We start from the raw sequence: 16,368 nt of genomic DNA, 5'->3' as shown, positions 1-16,368 counted from the left end.
GATTTACTTCCTAAAACAAAGATTGTTGTTTAGAAGGGCTTTCGTGTTCTAGCAACCACTTTTTACGCCATAAACCACCTGCATACCCGGTAAGAGAGCCATCGCTACCGATAACACGATGACAAGGAACTACTATCCACAATGGATTTTTTCCGTTAGCCGATGCCGCCGCACGTATACATTTTGGATCTCCTAATCGCTTAGCAATATCGAGGTAGGTTACCGTCTTACCAAAAGGGATTTTAGAAAGTTCTGTCCATACTTTTTTCTGAAAATCAGTTCCTGATGGATTCAACTTAATAGTGAACTCATTTCTTTTTCCTTCAAAATAGTCTTGTAATTGAATTACCGCTTCTTTTAGCGTATCCGGAATCTCTTTTGAAGGTGCTTTTTGAGAATCTTCTGTGATGGAAATTTTTGTAATACCATTTTCATCTCCTGTGATGGAAGTAATTCCCAGAGGAGTTTCTATGAAAATAGTTGCTATCATTCTTCAGGTTTATCATTGAGAATACCTAGGCGTCTTGCTCTGGCTTCCCAATTTTTTCGGGCTAAGATTTGCATATCGGTTTCGGTATCGCTTTCATCTACAATCTCTAATCCTAATAAGGTTTCTATCACATCTTCCATGGTAACCAATCCGCTTACAGATCCATATTCGTCTACCACCAACGCAATATGGTTTTTGGTTTGAATTAATTCATTAAATAAATCCGGAATAGGAAGGTTTCTGGTGGTAAAAATAATAGGTCTTTTTATCTCACCAAGGAGTTTATGACCATTTTGATTGGCCATCTCTTTGTATATCTCATCTTTCAATACCTGACCGGTAATGTTATCCGCTTTATCCTTGTATACAGGTATTCTTGAAAAACGAAGGTTTTGGTTTTCATTAAAAAATTCCTCTACCGTTGTATCTTCGGATGCTAATTTTAAAACGGTTCTTGGCGTCATTACATCTTTGGTAAATATCTCTTTAAACGTAAGCAAGTTTCGGATTACTTTGGATTCTGATTCTTCAAAAACACCTTCTTCTTCTGCAATGTCTGCCATAGCTGTAAAATCTTCTCTACTTAATACAGATCCGTGATGTCCTTTTCCTCCAATGAGTTTAGTAGTTAATTGTAGTAACCATAATATTCCTGTCCATTTTAGTGGCCAGATCAAAACATTTAACGCTTTTGACGTAAAATTTGCCAACTGTTTCCAATAGGTTGCTCCAATAGTTTTAGGTATGATTTCTGAAGCCACCAATATAAAAATAGTCATAATAGAAGATACCACCCCAACCATCAAATCTTCTGTCATTTCCATACCGAAGATTTTACGGGTTTCTGTTCCATACATTTCGGAATAAGCAACTTTTGCCTGCACACCTACTAATATGGCTCCAACCGTGTGTGCAATTGTGTTTAGGGTTAGAATTGCAATTAAAGGACGATCCACATCCTTCTTTAGCTTTTCTAAAGCAGTGGCATATGTTTTTCCTTCTTTTTTCTTTACATTAATAAACGTAGGAGTGATACTAAGGAGTACCGCTTCGAGAATTGAACATAAAAACGAAAAGAAAATAGATACAACTCCGTATACAATTAGTAGTGCCATGGTAGATTATTGAAATGCTAAAATAAAAATTCTTTTTCTACACCATACCATAATTAGTAAAATAGATGTAAATATCAATCCCCAAAATTACACCATAAAATAACAGTAATGGACTAATATTTAATATCATTTTAAAGAATTTTGAATCATTATATTTTAAAAAGCCTTGAATCAAAATCTTAAACCCCAGTGCTAAACCAATATAAAAGAAAACTCTTGAATTGAAATAAAGCTGCGGAAATAATAGGTATTTAACAAAGAATAGAACGACTAAACTTATAGTAATCGGAACTGTAGCGTGTGAAAGAATAGCAAATACATCAGAATAAGTTGCTGTGCCTCTTAGCCAACCATTAATCTTGTGTAAAATCAAACTAAATATAGTAGCAATAAAAAGAACAAAACAAATTACAAATAACATATGCAGCAATGGACGAACTATTTCATCATCTAAACTGAAGTTCTTGAAATAGATGATTTGTCCATAAAATAATAGAAGGAATATACTTTTAATATTTAGTTCTAATGATGTCTGATTATCTAAATATTCTAATGTGCTTCTAGTTTGGAATAATATCCTAAAAACTGACTTCATAAAACCAATTATATCACCAACCTACATACTTAGGTGGTTTGATCTCACTAAGGTTTAGGTATACAATTAACTGTCCTCGATGATGTGTTACATGATCCTGAAGCAGGTTTAAAATCTGAAGTTTTGACTTTGGCCCTGCAAAAAAATCTACTTCAGCTGTTAATGATTCTTCTGTTGTATTCTTTACTCTCTCATATACCTCATCAAAAGATTTTTCGAGTAATTTGATCACCTCAGCTTTAGAACCAGGAGCATTTTTAGCAAGTTTTTTACGGTCAAAAACTTCATCAGAGAAGTACGTAGTACTCAGCCAAAGCATATTTCCGCAGATATGCAACAATTGATTTTTAAAATCCATCTCTCGTTCTGTGGGAGTATATACATATTTATCCTCCGGCATAGAGGTTGCCATCTCCAGCAGATACTCCTTAGAGTTTTTCCATTTTTCGAGAAATGCGGATTTAGGAGTCAATTGCTGGGCCATGATGGGATATGAAATAAAGACAAAAAAGAAAAATAATCGTTTCATCACTTAACAGTCACTTCATTCATATACAGTGCTATTGCCTTCAATTCTTCATCTGTAAATTTCTCTAAACGAGCAAAGTTTGTTTTCATCACTGCGTAATTCTCAGGATCAACAATAGGATCTTTTTTCTGTCTTAGAAAACCAACAATATCACCATTTTGTTCTTTATATATTTTCATAATTTCTGCTACGCTTGGACCCACTGATTTTTTATCCATCCGATGGCAGGAATAGCAGTTTCCTTTTCCCTTAAAGAGTTCTTTTCCTAGTTCATATTCTGGAGAAGTGGTTTTTTTCTTTGAACCAATTACAATTTTTTCTTTTTCTGGCTTTTTTTCAGAATTACAGCTAGCAATTAGAAACGCAGCGCTTAAGAGTATTAAAAAAAGATTTTTCATTTGTGTGAACTTATGAGTTAAATAAATTATCAATGTCTTTTTTAAATCTTTCTAATAGGTCTTTAGAAAAACTATTAATTACCTTTTCTTCTTTAGCACCAATACCATCGGTTGCTTCGGCTATTTTTGTCAAAGCATAGATCATAAAATCATATTCTTCATCCGGTCCGTTATCAGAAAAGACTTCAATAACTCTTTTATATAGGATTTCGATATCATTCTCATTCTCATTTTCATAATCAAAAGACCATTTTATTTCTTGTCCTTTAGGGTGTGCTTTCAGGATTTCTTCGAGCGTATTTACTTCTTCTTTTTGTATGACACCATCACTCATAGCGATCACATATAATAATTCTCCAAAAGTCTGATACAATCGATCCCTACTTACCATAAAAAGTGTTTTTTATAAACAATCTCTCATTAAGGAAACTCCCAGAGACTTGTTTCAAAATTAAAAAATAAATATCAGCTTCATACCTACTGAAATTACTCAAAAGGTAGTTGTTGATTCCCAAAATTAATTACACATTTGTTTTCAACCCCTCATTCTTGGTTTCTCCCAAGAGGAGAAATGATTATAGGTATGTGTAATTAATTTTTTAACGCATTATAAAAGTTTCACTACATCCTTTGCAAAATAACTTGCTATGATATGTGCTCCTGCTCGTTTAAAAGCTATCAACTGTTCCATCATAATTGCATCGTGATCGAGCCAGCCTTTTTCTGCCGCTGCTTTGAGCATGGCATACTCACCACTTACCTGATATACTGCCACAGGTACGTCTACCGCATCACGTACGTCACGTACAATATCCAAATATGCTAATCCCGGTTTTACCATTACAATATCTGCGCCTTCTTCTATATCTATCAAGGTTTCTTTGACCGCCTCATCACGGTTGGCAAAATCCATCTGATACGTCTTTTTATCTCCAAAACCAGGTGCAGAATCCAGTGCATCCCTAAAAGGTCCATAAAATGCAGATGCATACTTGGCACTATAACTCATAATGCCTGTGTTTTTAAAATTTTCTTCTTCTAACAGTTCTCTGATGGCTAAAATTCTACCATCCATCATATCACTTGGCGCTACAAAATCTGCTCCTGCCTGCGCATGGGATAACGACATTTTTGCCAACACCTCGCAAGTAGGGTCATTAACAATATAGCCGTCTTCTACAATACCATCGTGACCGTAAGAAGAATATGGATCCAAGGCTACATCGGTCATTACCAACATTTTTGGAGCTACTTCTTTTACTGTTTTAATAGCACGTTGCATCAATCCATCTGGGTTCAGGGCTTCGGTTCCTTTATTATCTTTCAGGTTATCCGGTACTTTCACAAAAAGCAATACTGCTTTAAGCCCCATCGCCCATAATTCTTTTACTTCATTTTTTAGTAAATCAAGGCTATACCTGTAATATCCAGGCATAGAAGCTATCTCCTGCTTCACATTTTTTCCTTCTACCACAAAAAGCGGTACTAAAAAATCATTAGGGGTTATGGTATGTTCTCTAACTAAAGATCGTATCGACTCTGTGGTTCGTAGTCTTCTATTTCTGCGTAATTGATGCATTAAAGTGCTGATGATTTATAAGAATCGTAAATATACCAACTTATAACGTAATTTCTATAGGATCAATTTCACAAAATGGAGTCGTTCTTATGAATATGAGCTTGTATCCTTGTTTGTTTTATTTGATTGTTCCAAAATCCAATAGTTTTTGGCTTCGAGCTTCGAGAACCTCAGCTCTCGGATTCGCAGTCATTGGATACACAGTCATTGGATATTCTCCTACTTACAGACCTAGCTCTAATATACTTTTGAACTGATAGTCTCATATCCTTACTTTGGGCTTCGGATTTCGAGGACGGTTGCTGAGCCTGCCAAAGTACAACCATCAATCCTAATCAACATCCAGCAACAGCATCTTTGAGGTATTATCTTTTTTAGAAATCTTATAGAGTGATAAAAATCTGGCTACTTCTAATTCGTGTGGGGTATTATGCACATTTTCCATCAGGTTTTTTTGGTTAGTTTCAGTAATTCTAATGGCGCATATTTTGTTTTAAAACAATAGGTAGCGAAAGGGTTCCAACTGCTAAAACCTCGTTTTACTTCTTTATAGACATGAATCCAATCGTTTGATCCTGCAAATTCACAAAAATTACCGTTGGGCAATAATGTAAACTGAAACGGATCCACATCGGCATCATCTTCTATATCGGATGCAATAAGTTTTTCTAAATGACCAATCTCCAGAGGGCTTTTCGCATAAAAAAGCAATACTTCTATTTTGTGCAACAGATCAAAGACTTCGATCTTTTGCATCCCCTCAAAATTACGCATCACCTTATGTAATAGTTGTTGTTCTTTTTTCATTTTTTTCTAGATGATTAGATTGGTTAGATTATGAGCCTCGAGACGTGTTCATCTCTAGAGGAACCTCAGTTTTCAAATACTCAAAACTCACAAACACACATTCTTATCAATTAACTTCGAACTTCGAGAGCCTCAGTCCTCGTAAATTCAGTATACATATACCCATTCATAAATAGCTACCTGCCTTACTTACTACCAACAAGCTTGTTTCAAAATAACTTCTCAATACTTTATACTTTGTAATTGATACTTTATCTCTTCTTCACACTAATAGCAGCACTAGTAAACGTTTTGGGATACAATAGATATCCTTTATCGGTAAAGTGAATCACAAAATTAATCACTGTAGGGATTGGTTTCTTTACCATTTTACGAGAGATCCCTTTTGTTTTTCTTTTTTTCATAATAGCATCCAATATTCTTGGAGTCCAGGTACCTGAATTAACAATCAATTCACGGAGATGTGCTGAATCATCTAACATAACTGCAGAGCTATTTTCGACACTAACATCTTTAATTTTGCCTTTTTCTGAAACCGTAAAACTACATAAGACATATCCTCTTTTGTTGTCAGTTGTATAGTTGTTTCCTAAATAATTATAGAAATTGTTTTGTCCATCAGACTTATATACCACATTTTTATAGCTAACCATATGTTTTGTGCAAGAATAGCAACTTTTAATCTTAAGGGTTTCCGCTACTTCAATATTACCGTCTACTGTGATGTTGGGATTGGTAAGATAGGAGCTTTGAGCCCTTTTAACCACCGGATTGCCTTCTCCTCTTATAAAGGCACCATTTCTATAAGTTTCTTTAAAAATAACCCGACCTCGTATTTTATCAGAAAGCGTCCAGATACCATCTGGTAATCCGTCTTTTACTTTTCCTTCTATGGTTGCATGTCTTCTAACTCTTGAATTTTTAAATGCACCATTCCCTTCTTTCACTTTTAAACTTCCATTTTTTGAATAGTGTTCTAAAATACGAACCTGATCATCTTTATACAGGTAGGTGGTAGATGGTTTTCCGTTTTCGTACCAGTGTTTCCATTCTCCGGTTTTCTTTCCTTCGATATAAACGCCTTCCATCATTTTATTTCCATTATCGTAATACACAATCGAATTCCCTTCCAACTTTCCTTCTTTTACCGAAGCTTTTACAGCAAGAGCATCATTATGTATGTAATAATCTTCAAAAGGCCCTTCAATATCAAGGTTCTCTGGATTTACTTTGGCTAATCTGTAGAAATAGGCACAGTCCTGGGTTACTGGTTTTTCTTCTTTGTCTAGATGAATTCGTACACTGTCTTTTGCTACAAACCGAAAGCAAGGCTCGAATCCTTGCTGAGCAAAACTCATTTGCGCGCAAAGTATTATAATTAGGAATATGTGTTTTTTCATTTGTTTGTTTGATGGTTGTTATGGTGGGTTTGTAGTTAGTAATGGTTTTTATTTTAACTATCATCGATTGTCAATAATTTGCAATCCTGTTCCTTCTGGTAAGCCTTTTCGTCCATTTAAATGCCAAAGGGTCATTCGATATGCAATACTATCCATTCGTTTCGCTTGATATTCGCGTTCGATTAGAGCCTTAATCTCTTGGTGATATTCTTTGGGTGCGTGATGAAATAGTACCCAAACCCGAATCGGTCGACCTGTTCTATTAGGATCAAGATATCCATATCTATGTGTGAGATCTATCATTCGTTTAGTATTCTTATAATCGACCGCTAACTGTAGTTGCCATATAGAGTCCTTTTGTTTTTGAAAATTTTTACTGTCCCTATCCAATCCACCCATCATACCTCTATAATATTGATCGCTATAAACCCTTTCTTCCAACTCTTTCCAAAGTGTTTTGTTATTGACCTCTTGGAAGGCCTTTTCAATCTCTTCATTTGTGGGTTGTACTTGTCCACAAGAAAAATTAAGAAATAACAGGATTAGTGCTAATTGTCTAGTCAACATATAGTATAATTTTGAAAATTAATGCGGTTAAAATCTAATTTGATAAACCAAGCCCAATGTGTTATGGGCTTGGTTATATAACTTGGTTTTTAAATTTGTATATTTTTGGGATGAGTTATTCCCGGAATATTTCCGTTTTCATAATCCAGTAAAAATTCCAACCAGTCCTCCATCAATTTTACGATATGGGAGGTATCGATTTCTAGAGGTTCGAATTCATCAAAACCATTAGTGATCATTGTTTTGTCTTTTTTTACTTCCAAAATACACCAATCATCACCACCAAAAGCATAGGATTCAATCTCTCCTTCAATGATTTTTCCGATTTTTTCTAATTCCCCTTTTACGCCGTCTGATGAATACATATGACCTCTTCCAATATGGGCTAACATGTTATAAGTCTCAGGTTGAATAGAAATTAATGGTTCTTGAGATCCATTGGGTTCAACTCTTATGTAAAAATTAACTTTTAGGGACTTCATCTAAAAATTCAATATTCTATAATTATTGAATCCTCAGACCCCATCGAATTAATAAGCATTAGATACAACCATTTATAGGCTTCTTCATCGGTATTAGCATCCAATGGCAAGTTTGCATCATTATGTATAAGGTTCAATGCTTCTCCTGAATCTAATTCTTTATTAACAATTGATCTTACAATTGGTTCCCAGTATACATTTGAATTTTCATCTTTCTGTAGACTCCTCCTTAAACTTTTTACTCCTTCAACATAGAAACGATCTCGAAAATGCTCTGCTAAAATATTCTTTAGCTTTAACTTTGTTTTACTCATATTATCTAATTAAATAATGGGTAAGAACTGTCCAAAATATATCCTCCCGGACTATTGCTGTCTGCTCTAAATGCTAATCTAACTATATTTGAATTAACAAGTGATGATATTGGGTTATTTCTAGTGCCGATATTTGTATAACCTTCACCTATTCTACTACCAAAATTGTAATCTAACTGTAAGTAATCATTAGATGATTGAAAATGCGACTCAATTGTTGTTTTATGATGATTAAATGCACGATTGACAGCATCTATATGAATTTGATTCGTGTCAAATTTTAATGCAGATCTTGATTGGGGCATTGTCGGATGGGTATTCATAACTCTTTGTTCCATTTCCAATAAGCTTAAATGTGCACCATGTCGTTCCATAGAATGTCCTCCTAGAAGCTCTTCGACTTCTAATAAAATTTCATTTGATCTGCCATTGGAAAGATATTTTAATGCATCAGGGTTGTTTTTTATTACATCATCTGCTCCCAGATCATCTAATTTCTTCCAACTATCAATTAAATCCGGATTGTTTTTAATTGCATTTTTAAGTTGGGTGTTGGTATTGATTTCGTTTACCAGACGATTTAGAGGACATTGACTAAATGTTACCTGAGTAATGAGTAACAGTCCTATATATATGATTAATTTTTTCATTGTTTTTATTTAAATGGGTTAGTTACAATCTATTCTTTGGAAGGCTTTTATAATATCGGGATCATTAAGCAGTGTGGGGTCTAATCCTAAACTTTCGAGTTTGCCACTGGTTTTTAGAAAGGATTGCACCAAATCATCCCCTTGTGCTAATATCCTACCGGAAGCATCTTTAAGTACTGCCGCAGCATTTTCGTATACAATTTCAAACCCTCGAGCAATCACCTGGCCAACTTCTGTGAGAAAATCACCAACCGCTCTAACGATTTTAAATGCTTTGTAAACAGCTTTGCCAAATTTAGCAATTACTTTTACAACAGTAGCACCAAAAAGATCTACCGTTAATCCTGCAATGGCAGCTGCAACTTGCCAGTAATCGTCATTAGCAATACCTCTTACTACTTCAATGATGTCAGAGCCCGGTATGGCAGCTAGCCCCACTTCTAGTAATAAGGGAGCTGCTATTTCTCCAATTGCTTTCCATTCTTCGTCAGATTGGGGCCAGTACTCACCTACTATAGATTTTAAAGGGGCAGCTAATGCTACAGTGGCAGAACGTTCCCCTATTTTGTTTAAAATTTCAATTCTTGTTTCTTCATTTGCCAATGGATATCCCAGTGCCAAATCTTTAACCCGTAGCGCTTGTCCGGATATGATCAACCAATCTGATAATCCTAATACATCATCAGGGTCCAAATTAGATGGTAGCCAAGCTTGAGCATACTCAGAAAAATCACCTCCTTTTAGAGATAAATTAACTCCCGTAAGATTCACAAAGAACTGATTGGCGGTTACCGTATTTAGTGTGGATATAGCTGCATCTTGATTAAACACTTTAATCGCCTTGGTCATTTCTACCATCACCTCAGGAGTATACTCATTTTGAAAAAAAGCTTTGGTGAATTCTTTATTAAGCTCTCCCCTTGCAAAAGCTATACCTAATTGCTTAGATAATTCCTTAGCAATTGCCAAATTAGTATCATTACCATCATAAGAATACAGAAAATGCCCTATATCATCAATCAAGTTCTGATTAGCATCAAATGATAAAACAAAACGTTCTGGAATTCCTATTTCTAGAAACTGAGTCAATTCGATATCATTTACTCCATAATACCCACTATTATCAGGACATTCCCCTTCTGGGTCTATTGGGCAATCTTCTTCACTCTTAGCAGAAGATTTACTATCTGTACAGGTTGTAATAATCCCAACGATAGGACAAGGTCTATATGGAGGCCAATTTTCGTGGCAATCCGTTATAATATGAATACTGCAACTACCGCCACCGCCAGAAGAACCTCCAGAATTTGCACCACCTTCGCTACCATCTCCATCTCTCGGTATATAATCATCTCCTTGCCCCGAACCATCTGGTGGGTTATCATCTGATCCGACACCGCCTCCAGATCCACCAACACCTCCCAAAGTATTTCCTCCAGGACTTACATTAGCTACAGCACACGGACAAGGCACACTTTGTTTATTGATATCTGTATTTATAAAAGCATCTACCGTGTACTTCTTAATAGTTCCTACATATTCATCTAGCCCCTTCTTATTAAAAAAGTAGTCTTTTTCAAAATCCTTATCCATCGTATATTCCAGAACAAAAGAGATTGGCTCTCCTCCATCCATAGATGGCTGTACAATTAGATTATAAAAACTATGTTTTTTGGGGTTCTTTGGATATATCTTAAATGTATAATTAATGTTGCCATCAAGATTTATGACTTCAGTTATCTCCTCTAAGGGTATGAGTCCAAAAGGACTATCAACCATGGTAGTCCCTTCAGATGATTTTTGTGGAAGATTTCCCATTTTGGTAGCTACAAAATCTTGTAAAACAGGAACATCTTTTGCTGCTACTGTACTTATAGCAACTTCTTTTCTGGTTAATTCATTATTCTCTGTCAAATTTTCTAGTTCTTCCTTTTGACAACTACTAATGCCAATCAAAAGAAAGAGGAGAAAAACTCCACTCTGAATTTTTGTTTTATAATTTTTCATTGTTAACTTTTATTTACTTTTTTAATTGTTAATTTCTTCGTTACCTACTCTATTCTTAAAGGCTTTTCGGTTTCCACCTTGTACGCTGCGCAACGGGTTTTTGTTTAAATCTTTCGATTATTGTTTTTTTTATTTCTGTTTTCTATAGTATTGTGTCTTTGTTGAGTAATATGTTACCTTCTAGATTAAAGAAATTTTAGATTATTGGATTACTGGATTGGGTTTCGAGAGCCTCAACCCGCATAAGCTAAGAGAACGGATGCCGAGCCTGCCAAAGTACAGCTCTAAGAGATTCACAAATTCACGGACAAACCCACTCACAAACTCACCACTTACTTAATACTTCATACTTTTACATTTTATATTTAGTATTTGATATTCAATATTCATACGGTCTCCATCTCGATACACGCTCGTACCTTACGCACTCGATGTGACGACTTGAGGCTTTGATAAATAAAGTCCTCACTATCTCACCTCGTACTTAATACTTCATACTTTGTACTCATTACTAATTAGCAAACTAACTCTGCATATAATGGATCGCTTTGTACCATGTTTAGTAACCTTTCTTTAATGATACATTTCTTTTTTCGGGTATATCCTTCGGTATAACCGGTACTGGTGGCAATATCCCGCATGCTTTTCCCTTCAAAAAACATTGCCAGTATCTGTTTACTTGTATCACCAAGTCTGGTAAAATGTTTATGGTACACCTCCTGCTGCTGTTTATGGATCATCTTATCCGTTACCGTTGCCGAAGGGTCTGTTATTTTATGCAGTACGAAATCGTCATATGCCAACATTTGTTTTTTACGAAATTGTGCTCTCCACATATTTTTGCAGATACCTATAAAATAGGAATGCAATGATTGCTGAAATTCCAGATCACCTGCCCGTAGTTTGTGATACAGTACTACCAACGCTTCCTGAAACACATCTTCTACATCTTCTGTTGTGCCCTGATATTGAAGAATTAACTTTCTTACCGGCGGCAGGTTTTTTTTATAAAATGCTTTTAGAACCGCACTATCCCCAGCGATGATTCCGTCTATGATTTGTTGATTTTTTGTTGAGTTCATGGGTTGTTTTCCTTACTTTATTTAGATTATTCGATTACTGGATTGGGTTTCGAGAGCATCAACCCGCATAAGCTACGAGAACGGATGCCGAGCCTGACGAAGTAAAGTCCTCGGATTCGTGATCCTCAAAGACTCACCGCTACCATACTTACTGACTACTTTCTTCTTTAAAAATTGACATAGAAGTACCCTTTCGGTATCCTGAGACACCGTCTATAAAGGCTGCAAATCTCTTATTGCAGTAAAAAGTTTTATGGGTTAATTAGATCTTTTTAGACCTTTAGATAATTAGACATGTTCGATTATTGAATCATTTGGATGTTTCTTTAGATATATTCTTCCTTATCAGCAGAAAGCCTATTACGCTAATGCTAGCAGCAAATACAATGGTCAACACAAGAGAACTTAGATAATCATTAACTGTATTATGAACTATCTCATCAGTATTGGTATATAAGTAAAATCTATACATCCCAAAGTAGTTAATGAGCCCATGTAATGTGATGACAACAAATATGTTTTTATATTTAATCAATAGACTCTGAAACAAAACTCCAATTCCAAATGCTATGATTATCTGACTTATAACCGAAAAAAGATCATAATCGGATTTTAATAAGTTGACCATATGAACACCTCCAAACAACAGGGATGTCCATATAATACTGTGTAAATATCTAATGTTAATCTCCTGTTTAGAGAAAAGAGTGTACAAAGAATTAAATACAAAAACTCTGAAAAGAACTTCTTCAAAACCTCCTGTACTAAGGGCCGAAAACAGATACCATAGCTGTAAACTCAAGCTTACTTCCTGTCCATCAAAAAGCAAGGCTCTGTTAACATTATAAAAAGACAATAGAATAATTATACTGCTTCCCAACAAAACGGGCCAAAAATTCTTCTTATACACAAAGACTGTATCCAACTTGCATTTCTTTATCGCAACGATGACCATACCGATAAGTAATATTTTCCACAAACTCAGTATTATAAATTGCGGCTCTAAACCAAGTTCAGACCGTAAGGTTACATTAGTAACTATTGTATTGATCACTAATACGGACAATAAAACTGTAAAAAGGGTCTTAAAGGATGTGGTCATTTTTTTGTACTGATTTCTAAATTCACTCGATCATCGAGATGTAAATGCTTTGAAGCTTTTTCAAAGGTAATTTACTTATTAATACTGTGGCTACTATTTTATAAAATGACTTGTTCATATGATTATTATTAAAAATTGTTTTAACTACCTACTCTATTCTTAAAAGGCTTTTCGGTTTCCACCTTGTCCGCTGCGCAACGGGTTATTTGTTTTGATCTTTCGATTGTTGGATTATTGGATCTTGCGATCTTTAGATTTTTTATTTCTTATTGGTCGTAGTGCTCCAAACTCCTTCATCTCGATATGCACTCGATGCAACGCATCTAGACTCCTAAACCCTTTTCATAGTATTTCTATCTGTTACATTACTATTTATAAGCATCATTTTAATACTCATCACCCCTATACTAAGCACTTCTAGGAATCAATTTGATCCTTATAAACGTTATTTGATGGCTTATAAGGCTCGATGTACAGGTTATCAGCCCTATTTCCAGGGGTTATAACTAGTATTTTAATCCTTCGAAATAGTTTATTGATCCTTCGAAGTGCTGTTGGGTGGGGTAACCACTATTTGTATGATACTTGTGATTGGTATACTATGAGACATATTGACTAACTCATCTCTTGTAATTAGTGTACTAAGCGGTCGTATCCTCATTATCAGGCGTCGTAGTCGCTTTGCTAAACAGTACTTTCATATCCTCATAGACTGTTTTGGCTCCAGGTTCGTTTTCTCCGGCCAGATATCGACTCATACGATAAAAACTAAGTGCATTGGTATAGTTGTCATGATCCAGTAGTGTTTTGGTATCTACCAGTTGTTGGGTGAGATTTTCCAACATTTGTACACGACCCTCTACTTGTTGGCGGGCGATATAATCGCTATCAAATTCTTGCTTATCCAAAAAACTAGGGATCCAGTTAGGATGTTGCTCCATATAGTTTTTGGCTTTGTCTACGATCAGTTTATTTTGATTGGCAATACGCCCATATTGTCGGCGTTGATCCGGGGTTAGGTTTACGGTCTTACCATTTAGGATTTGTCTGATCCCTAACAGATGCCCATCTAGTTGTGTTAATTCTTCTTCTGTAAAGCTTACGCTTATTAAATTCTCTAATGCCATTACGGAATTCTATAAAATTAGTATTGATTTTTACTGTAGTTTTGTAACTGATCAGATTTTAAGAACTACATTTTGTTCGAAGCAAATATATGGGGGAGAATTGCGTTAGTGCAAGGGGAGGTAGTCTAGATTCATGAATAACAAGGTGATGTCTCATGAATTCAGATCAATATAAAATACAATAATTAACTAATTTAAGGCATACCAAAAAATAGTCTCTTTTGAATTATATTAATAACCCTATTTATAACAACTCAGTTAGTAATTTATTAATACGCGTAATTGTATACATCTTATTCTGGCTGTTATATCTTATACCTAATAAAGTTTTTGCTCAGGTAGAAAGCTATATTATTCCTGATTCGTTACAACTCAAAGACTTCAAATACTTAGAAAGTAATATTGCTAAAAATATAGAAGCTCCATCTAAAGCGGAAATTTATGTATACACTGTCATATCAAAAGCAAAAAAAGAAAAGGACACTCTACAGATTCTGAAAGGGTATTCTTTTTTATCTTATTTTAATTCTAACAAAAAAGAATATCTAACTTATTCTGATAGTATAATTAAGATTGCAACAACGTTTAATAACTCTCGGTATTTAAGTTTAGGATATTCAAACAAAGCAGAGTATTATCTTGAAAAAAGAAATTTTCAAAAATCGTTGAATAATTATCTTAACGCAAAAAAATATACTGAAAAAGAATCCAGAATGGATCTCCTTGTTGAACATAATATTGGAATATTGAAGAGTAGATTAGGACAAAATGAGGAGGCTTTAGAAATTTTTAAAAAATCTTGGAGAAAAGCAATAAAGGAAAACTATAAAGAAACTGATCCAGCTAATTATCTTACCAATTTATTTTCATTATCAGACACATATAATCGAGTAAAAAAGTATGACTCTGCCTCTTATTATAATAATATTGGTTTAAAAGAATCTATCATTGCCAAAAACCAAAACAAATATTATCATTTTGTTTTAAACGAAGCAGTAAACGATTTTGACATCGGAAGATATAACAAAGCCAAAGATAGCATAGAACGGGTATTATCTAACATAGATTATTTAAATAAACCCAACCAAATCGTTACTTATTTTTATATGGGCAAAATATCCCTAAAGCTAAGTGATAAGGAACAAGCTATTCATAACTTTAAACAGGTTGATTCTTTGTTCAATGAAATTCACGACATTATTCCAGAAGCAAGAGAAACATATGAACATCTTATACGATACTTTAAGCAAAATAAGGATAAAGAAAGTCAATTATATTATATAGAACAATTACTTAGTGTAGATAGTATTCTGAATACAAACTATAAATACCTAAGCAAAAAGATTAATCAGGAATACGATACTCCTAAATTGATTGCGGAAAAAGAGACAGTAATTGATGACTTAAAAAATAAAAACAAGACCTTCTCTAAAGGGATAATACTTATTTCTATCTTACTTATAATGAGTCTCTTTGGTCTTTTCTATTATTATATTCGACAGAAGAAGTTGCAAAAACGTTTCCAAAAGGTAATAGCTTCACTAGATGAACAAAAAAAAGATTCTAAGGCAGCTACTAAAGATCATCAGAAGTCACTAGGAATTTCGCAAAAAGTGATCAATAAAATTTTAGAAATGCTTGAGAATTTTGAAACTAACGAAGACTACTTGAATAAACAAGTTACAATTAATGGATTATCAAAAAAATTCAATACCAATCCAAATTACTTGTCTAAAGTAATTAACACCTATAGAGAAAAAAGTTTTAGCAACTATATCAATGAGCTTAGAATTAATTATGTAGTTGATAAACTAAAAGTAGATACGAAGTTTAGAAAATATACAATGAAAGCAATTGCAAATGAAATAGGATTTAATACGACTGAAGCATTTTCCAGATCGTTCCATAAACAAATAGGGTTATATCCCTCATATTTTATAAAACAATTAGATAAAAATAATTTAAATAACAATTAATGAAACCTTCCCGCATTGCCATACTTTTGGCTAATATATAACAGGTATCTTTTATATTTATTAAAAAATCAAATTAAAAGGTAACATTATCCTTCCTTAATACACTTATTAATAGATTCAATATAAAAAAACAAAGAAATTAAAAGAA

18 protein-coding genes are annotated in these 16,368 nt (G+C 34.2%); 1 reads left to right on the top strand and 17 read right to left on the bottom strand.

Annotated features, from left to right (window positions below):
• Positions 1–10 precede the first annotated feature (10 nt).
• The 17 genes from ACFSR1_RS13475 to ACFSR1_RS13395 all read right to left on the bottom strand — a co-directional run bounded on the left by ACFSR1_RS13475 (position 11) and on the right by ACFSR1_RS13395 (position 14,244).
• Positions 11–487, bottom strand: a complete 477-nt coding sequence (locus tag ACFSR1_RS13475) for a methylated-DNA--[protein]-cysteine S-methyltransferase (protein ID WP_378294509.1) — start codon at positions 485–487, stop codon at positions 11–13.
• Positions 487–1,605: a CNNM domain-containing protein gene (locus tag ACFSR1_RS13470; protein WP_378293325.1), complete on the bottom strand. Its 1,119-nt coding sequence runs from the start codon at positions 1,603–1,605 to the stop codon at positions 487–489. The genes ACFSR1_RS13475 and ACFSR1_RS13470 overlap by 1 nt, the downstream gene beginning before the upstream one ends.
• Before the next feature lie 37 nt (positions 1,606–1,642).
• On the bottom strand, positions 1,643–2,200 hold the full coding sequence (locus ACFSR1_RS13465; protein ID WP_378293323.1) for a hypothetical protein: 558 nt from the start codon (positions 2,198–2,200) through the stop codon (positions 1,643–1,645).
• A gap of 13 nt (positions 2,201–2,213) precedes the next feature.
• Positions 2,214–2,729 (bottom strand): DinB family protein, encoded by a 516-nt coding sequence (locus ACFSR1_RS13460; protein ID WP_378293321.1) that lies wholly within the window; start codon positions 2,727–2,729, stop codon positions 2,214–2,216.
• Positions 2,729–3,127, bottom strand: coding sequence for a c-type cytochrome (locus tag ACFSR1_RS13455; RefSeq protein WP_378293319.1), 399 nt, complete (start codon positions 3,125–3,127; stop codon positions 2,729–2,731). The genes ACFSR1_RS13460 and ACFSR1_RS13455 overlap by 1 nt, the downstream gene beginning before the upstream one ends.
• Positions 3,128–3,137: 10 nt before the next feature.
• Positions 3,138–3,518, bottom strand: a complete 381-nt coding sequence (locus ACFSR1_RS13450; protein WP_378293317.1) for a tellurite resistance TerB family protein — start codon at positions 3,516–3,518, stop codon at positions 3,138–3,140.
• Between the two features lie 216 nt (positions 3,519–3,734).
• A complete protein-coding gene (gene hemB / locus ACFSR1_RS13445; RefSeq protein WP_378293315.1) occupies positions 3,735–4,706 on the bottom strand; it encodes a porphobilinogen synthase in 972 nt (323 codons plus the stop codon).
• 444 nt (positions 4,707–5,150) lie between these two features.
• Positions 5,151–5,513, bottom strand: coding sequence for a hypothetical protein (locus ACFSR1_RS13440; RefSeq protein ID WP_378293313.1), 363 nt, complete (start codon positions 5,511–5,513; stop codon positions 5,151–5,153).
• A 251-nt stretch (positions 5,514–5,764) separates the two neighbouring features.
• Complete coding sequence (locus ACFSR1_RS13435) at positions 5,765–6,913, bottom strand: hypothetical protein (RefSeq protein ID WP_378293311.1); 1,149 nt, start codon at positions 6,911–6,913, stop codon at positions 5,765–5,767.
• Between the two features lie 60 nt (positions 6,914–6,973).
• Positions 6,974–7,480, bottom strand: a complete 507-nt coding sequence (locus ACFSR1_RS13430) for a hypothetical protein (RefSeq protein WP_378293309.1) — start codon at positions 7,478–7,480, stop codon at positions 6,974–6,976.
• An 89-nt stretch (positions 7,481–7,569) separates the two neighbouring features.
• Positions 7,570–7,962 carry a hypothetical protein gene (locus ACFSR1_RS13425; protein WP_378293307.1) on the bottom strand — a complete coding sequence of 131 codons (393 nt, stop codon included), beginning with the start codon at positions 7,960–7,962 and terminating at the stop codon, positions 7,570–7,572.
• Between the two features lie 8 nt (positions 7,963–7,970).
• Positions 7,971–8,276 (bottom strand): hypothetical protein, encoded by a 306-nt coding sequence (locus tag ACFSR1_RS13420; protein ID WP_378293305.1) that lies wholly within the window; start codon positions 8,274–8,276, stop codon positions 7,971–7,973.
• Positions 8,277–8,281: 5 nt separating this feature from the next.
• Positions 8,282–8,926, bottom strand: coding sequence for a hypothetical protein (locus ACFSR1_RS13415; protein WP_378293303.1), 645 nt, complete (start codon positions 8,924–8,926; stop codon positions 8,282–8,284).
• A gap of 18 nt (positions 8,927–8,944) precedes the next feature.
• A complete protein-coding gene (locus ACFSR1_RS13410; protein ID WP_378293301.1) occupies positions 8,945–10,933 on the bottom strand; it encodes a hypothetical protein in 1,989 nt (662 codons plus the stop codon).
• Between the two features lie 515 nt (positions 10,934–11,448).
• Positions 11,449–12,015 (bottom strand): RNA polymerase sigma factor, encoded by a 567-nt coding sequence (locus tag ACFSR1_RS13405; RefSeq protein WP_378293299.1) that lies wholly within the window; start codon positions 12,013–12,015, stop codon positions 11,449–11,451.
• Between the two features lie 310 nt (positions 12,016–12,325).
• A complete protein-coding gene (locus ACFSR1_RS13400; protein ID WP_378293297.1) occupies positions 12,326–13,117 on the bottom strand; it encodes a CPBP family intramembrane glutamic endopeptidase in 792 nt (263 codons plus the stop codon).
• Between the two features lie 641 nt (positions 13,118–13,758).
• On the bottom strand, positions 13,759–14,244 hold the full coding sequence (locus ACFSR1_RS13395) for a hypothetical protein (protein ID WP_378293295.1): 486 nt from the start codon (positions 14,242–14,244) through the stop codon (positions 13,759–13,761).
• Between the two features lie 221 nt (positions 14,245–14,465).
• Between ACFSR1_RS13395 and ACFSR1_RS13390 the strand changes: the two genes are divergently transcribed.
• Entirely contained in the window at positions 14,466–16,220 is a 1,755-nt protein-coding gene (locus ACFSR1_RS13390; protein WP_378293293.1) for a helix-turn-helix domain-containing protein, read from the top strand.
• Positions 16,221–16,368: the final 148 nt, after the last annotated feature.

Source organism: Aquimarina rubra, assembly GCF_042684305.1.
In the GTDB taxonomy this organism is placed as follows: domain Bacteria; phylum Bacteroidota; class Bacteroidia; order Flavobacteriales; family Flavobacteriaceae; genus Aquimarina; species Aquimarina rubra.
This window is presented reverse-complemented; position numbering and strand designations above follow the sequence as displayed.

Coding starts and splice junctions, on each gene's coding strand:
- ACFSR1_RS13450 (WP_378293317.1), bottom strand. CDS start 3,518: ATGGTAAGTAGGGATCGATTGTATCAGACTTTTGGAGAATTATTATAT.
- ACFSR1_RS13410 (WP_378293301.1), bottom strand. CDS start 10,933: ATGAAAAATTATAAAACAAAAATTCAGAGTGGAGTTTTTCTCCTCTTT.
- ACFSR1_RS13405 (WP_378293299.1), bottom strand. CDS start 12,015: ATGAACTCAACAAAAAATCAACAAATCATAGACGGAATCATCGCTGGG.
- ACFSR1_RS13455 (WP_378293319.1), bottom strand. CDS start 3,127: ATGAAAAATCTTTTTTTAATACTCTTAAGCGCTGCGTTTCTAATTGCT.
- ACFSR1_RS13465 (WP_378293323.1), bottom strand. CDS start 2,200: ATGAAGTCAGTTTTTAGGATATTATTCCAAACTAGAAGCACATTAGAA.
- ACFSR1_RS13425 (WP_378293307.1), bottom strand. CDS start 7,962: ATGAAGTCCCTAAAAGTTAATTTTTACATAAGAGTTGAACCCAATGGA.
- ACFSR1_RS13420 (WP_378293305.1), bottom strand. CDS start 8,276: ATGAGTAAAACAAAGTTAAAGCTAAAGAATATTTTAGCAGAGCATTTT.
- ACFSR1_RS13435 (WP_378293311.1), bottom strand. CDS start 6,913: ATGAAAAAACACATATTCCTAATTATAATACTTTGCGCGCAAATGAGT.
- ACFSR1_RS13440 (WP_378293313.1), bottom strand. CDS start 5,513: ATGAAAAAAGAACAACAACTATTACATAAGGTGATGCGTAATTTTGAG.
- hemB (WP_378293315.1), bottom strand. CDS start 4,706: ATGCATCAATTACGCAGAAATAGAAGACTACGAACCACAGAGTCGATA.
- ACFSR1_RS13470 (WP_378293325.1), bottom strand. CDS start 1,605: ATGGCACTACTAATTGTATACGGAGTTGTATCTATTTTCTTTTCGTTT.
- ACFSR1_RS13415 (WP_378293303.1), bottom strand. CDS start 8,926: ATGAAAAAATTAATCATATATATAGGACTGTTACTCATTACTCAGGTA.
- ACFSR1_RS13460 (WP_378293321.1), bottom strand. CDS start 2,729: ATGAAACGATTATTTTTCTTTTTTGTCTTTATTTCATATCCCATCATG.
- ACFSR1_RS13395 (WP_378293295.1), bottom strand. CDS start 14,244: ATGGCATTAGAGAATTTAATAAGCGTAAGCTTTACAGAAGAAGAATTA.
- ACFSR1_RS13400 (WP_378293297.1), bottom strand. CDS start 13,117: ATGACCACATCCTTTAAGACCCTTTTTACAGTTTTATTGTCCGTATTA.
- ACFSR1_RS13430 (WP_378293309.1), bottom strand. CDS start 7,480: ATGTTGACTAGACAATTAGCACTAATCCTGTTATTTCTTAATTTTTCT.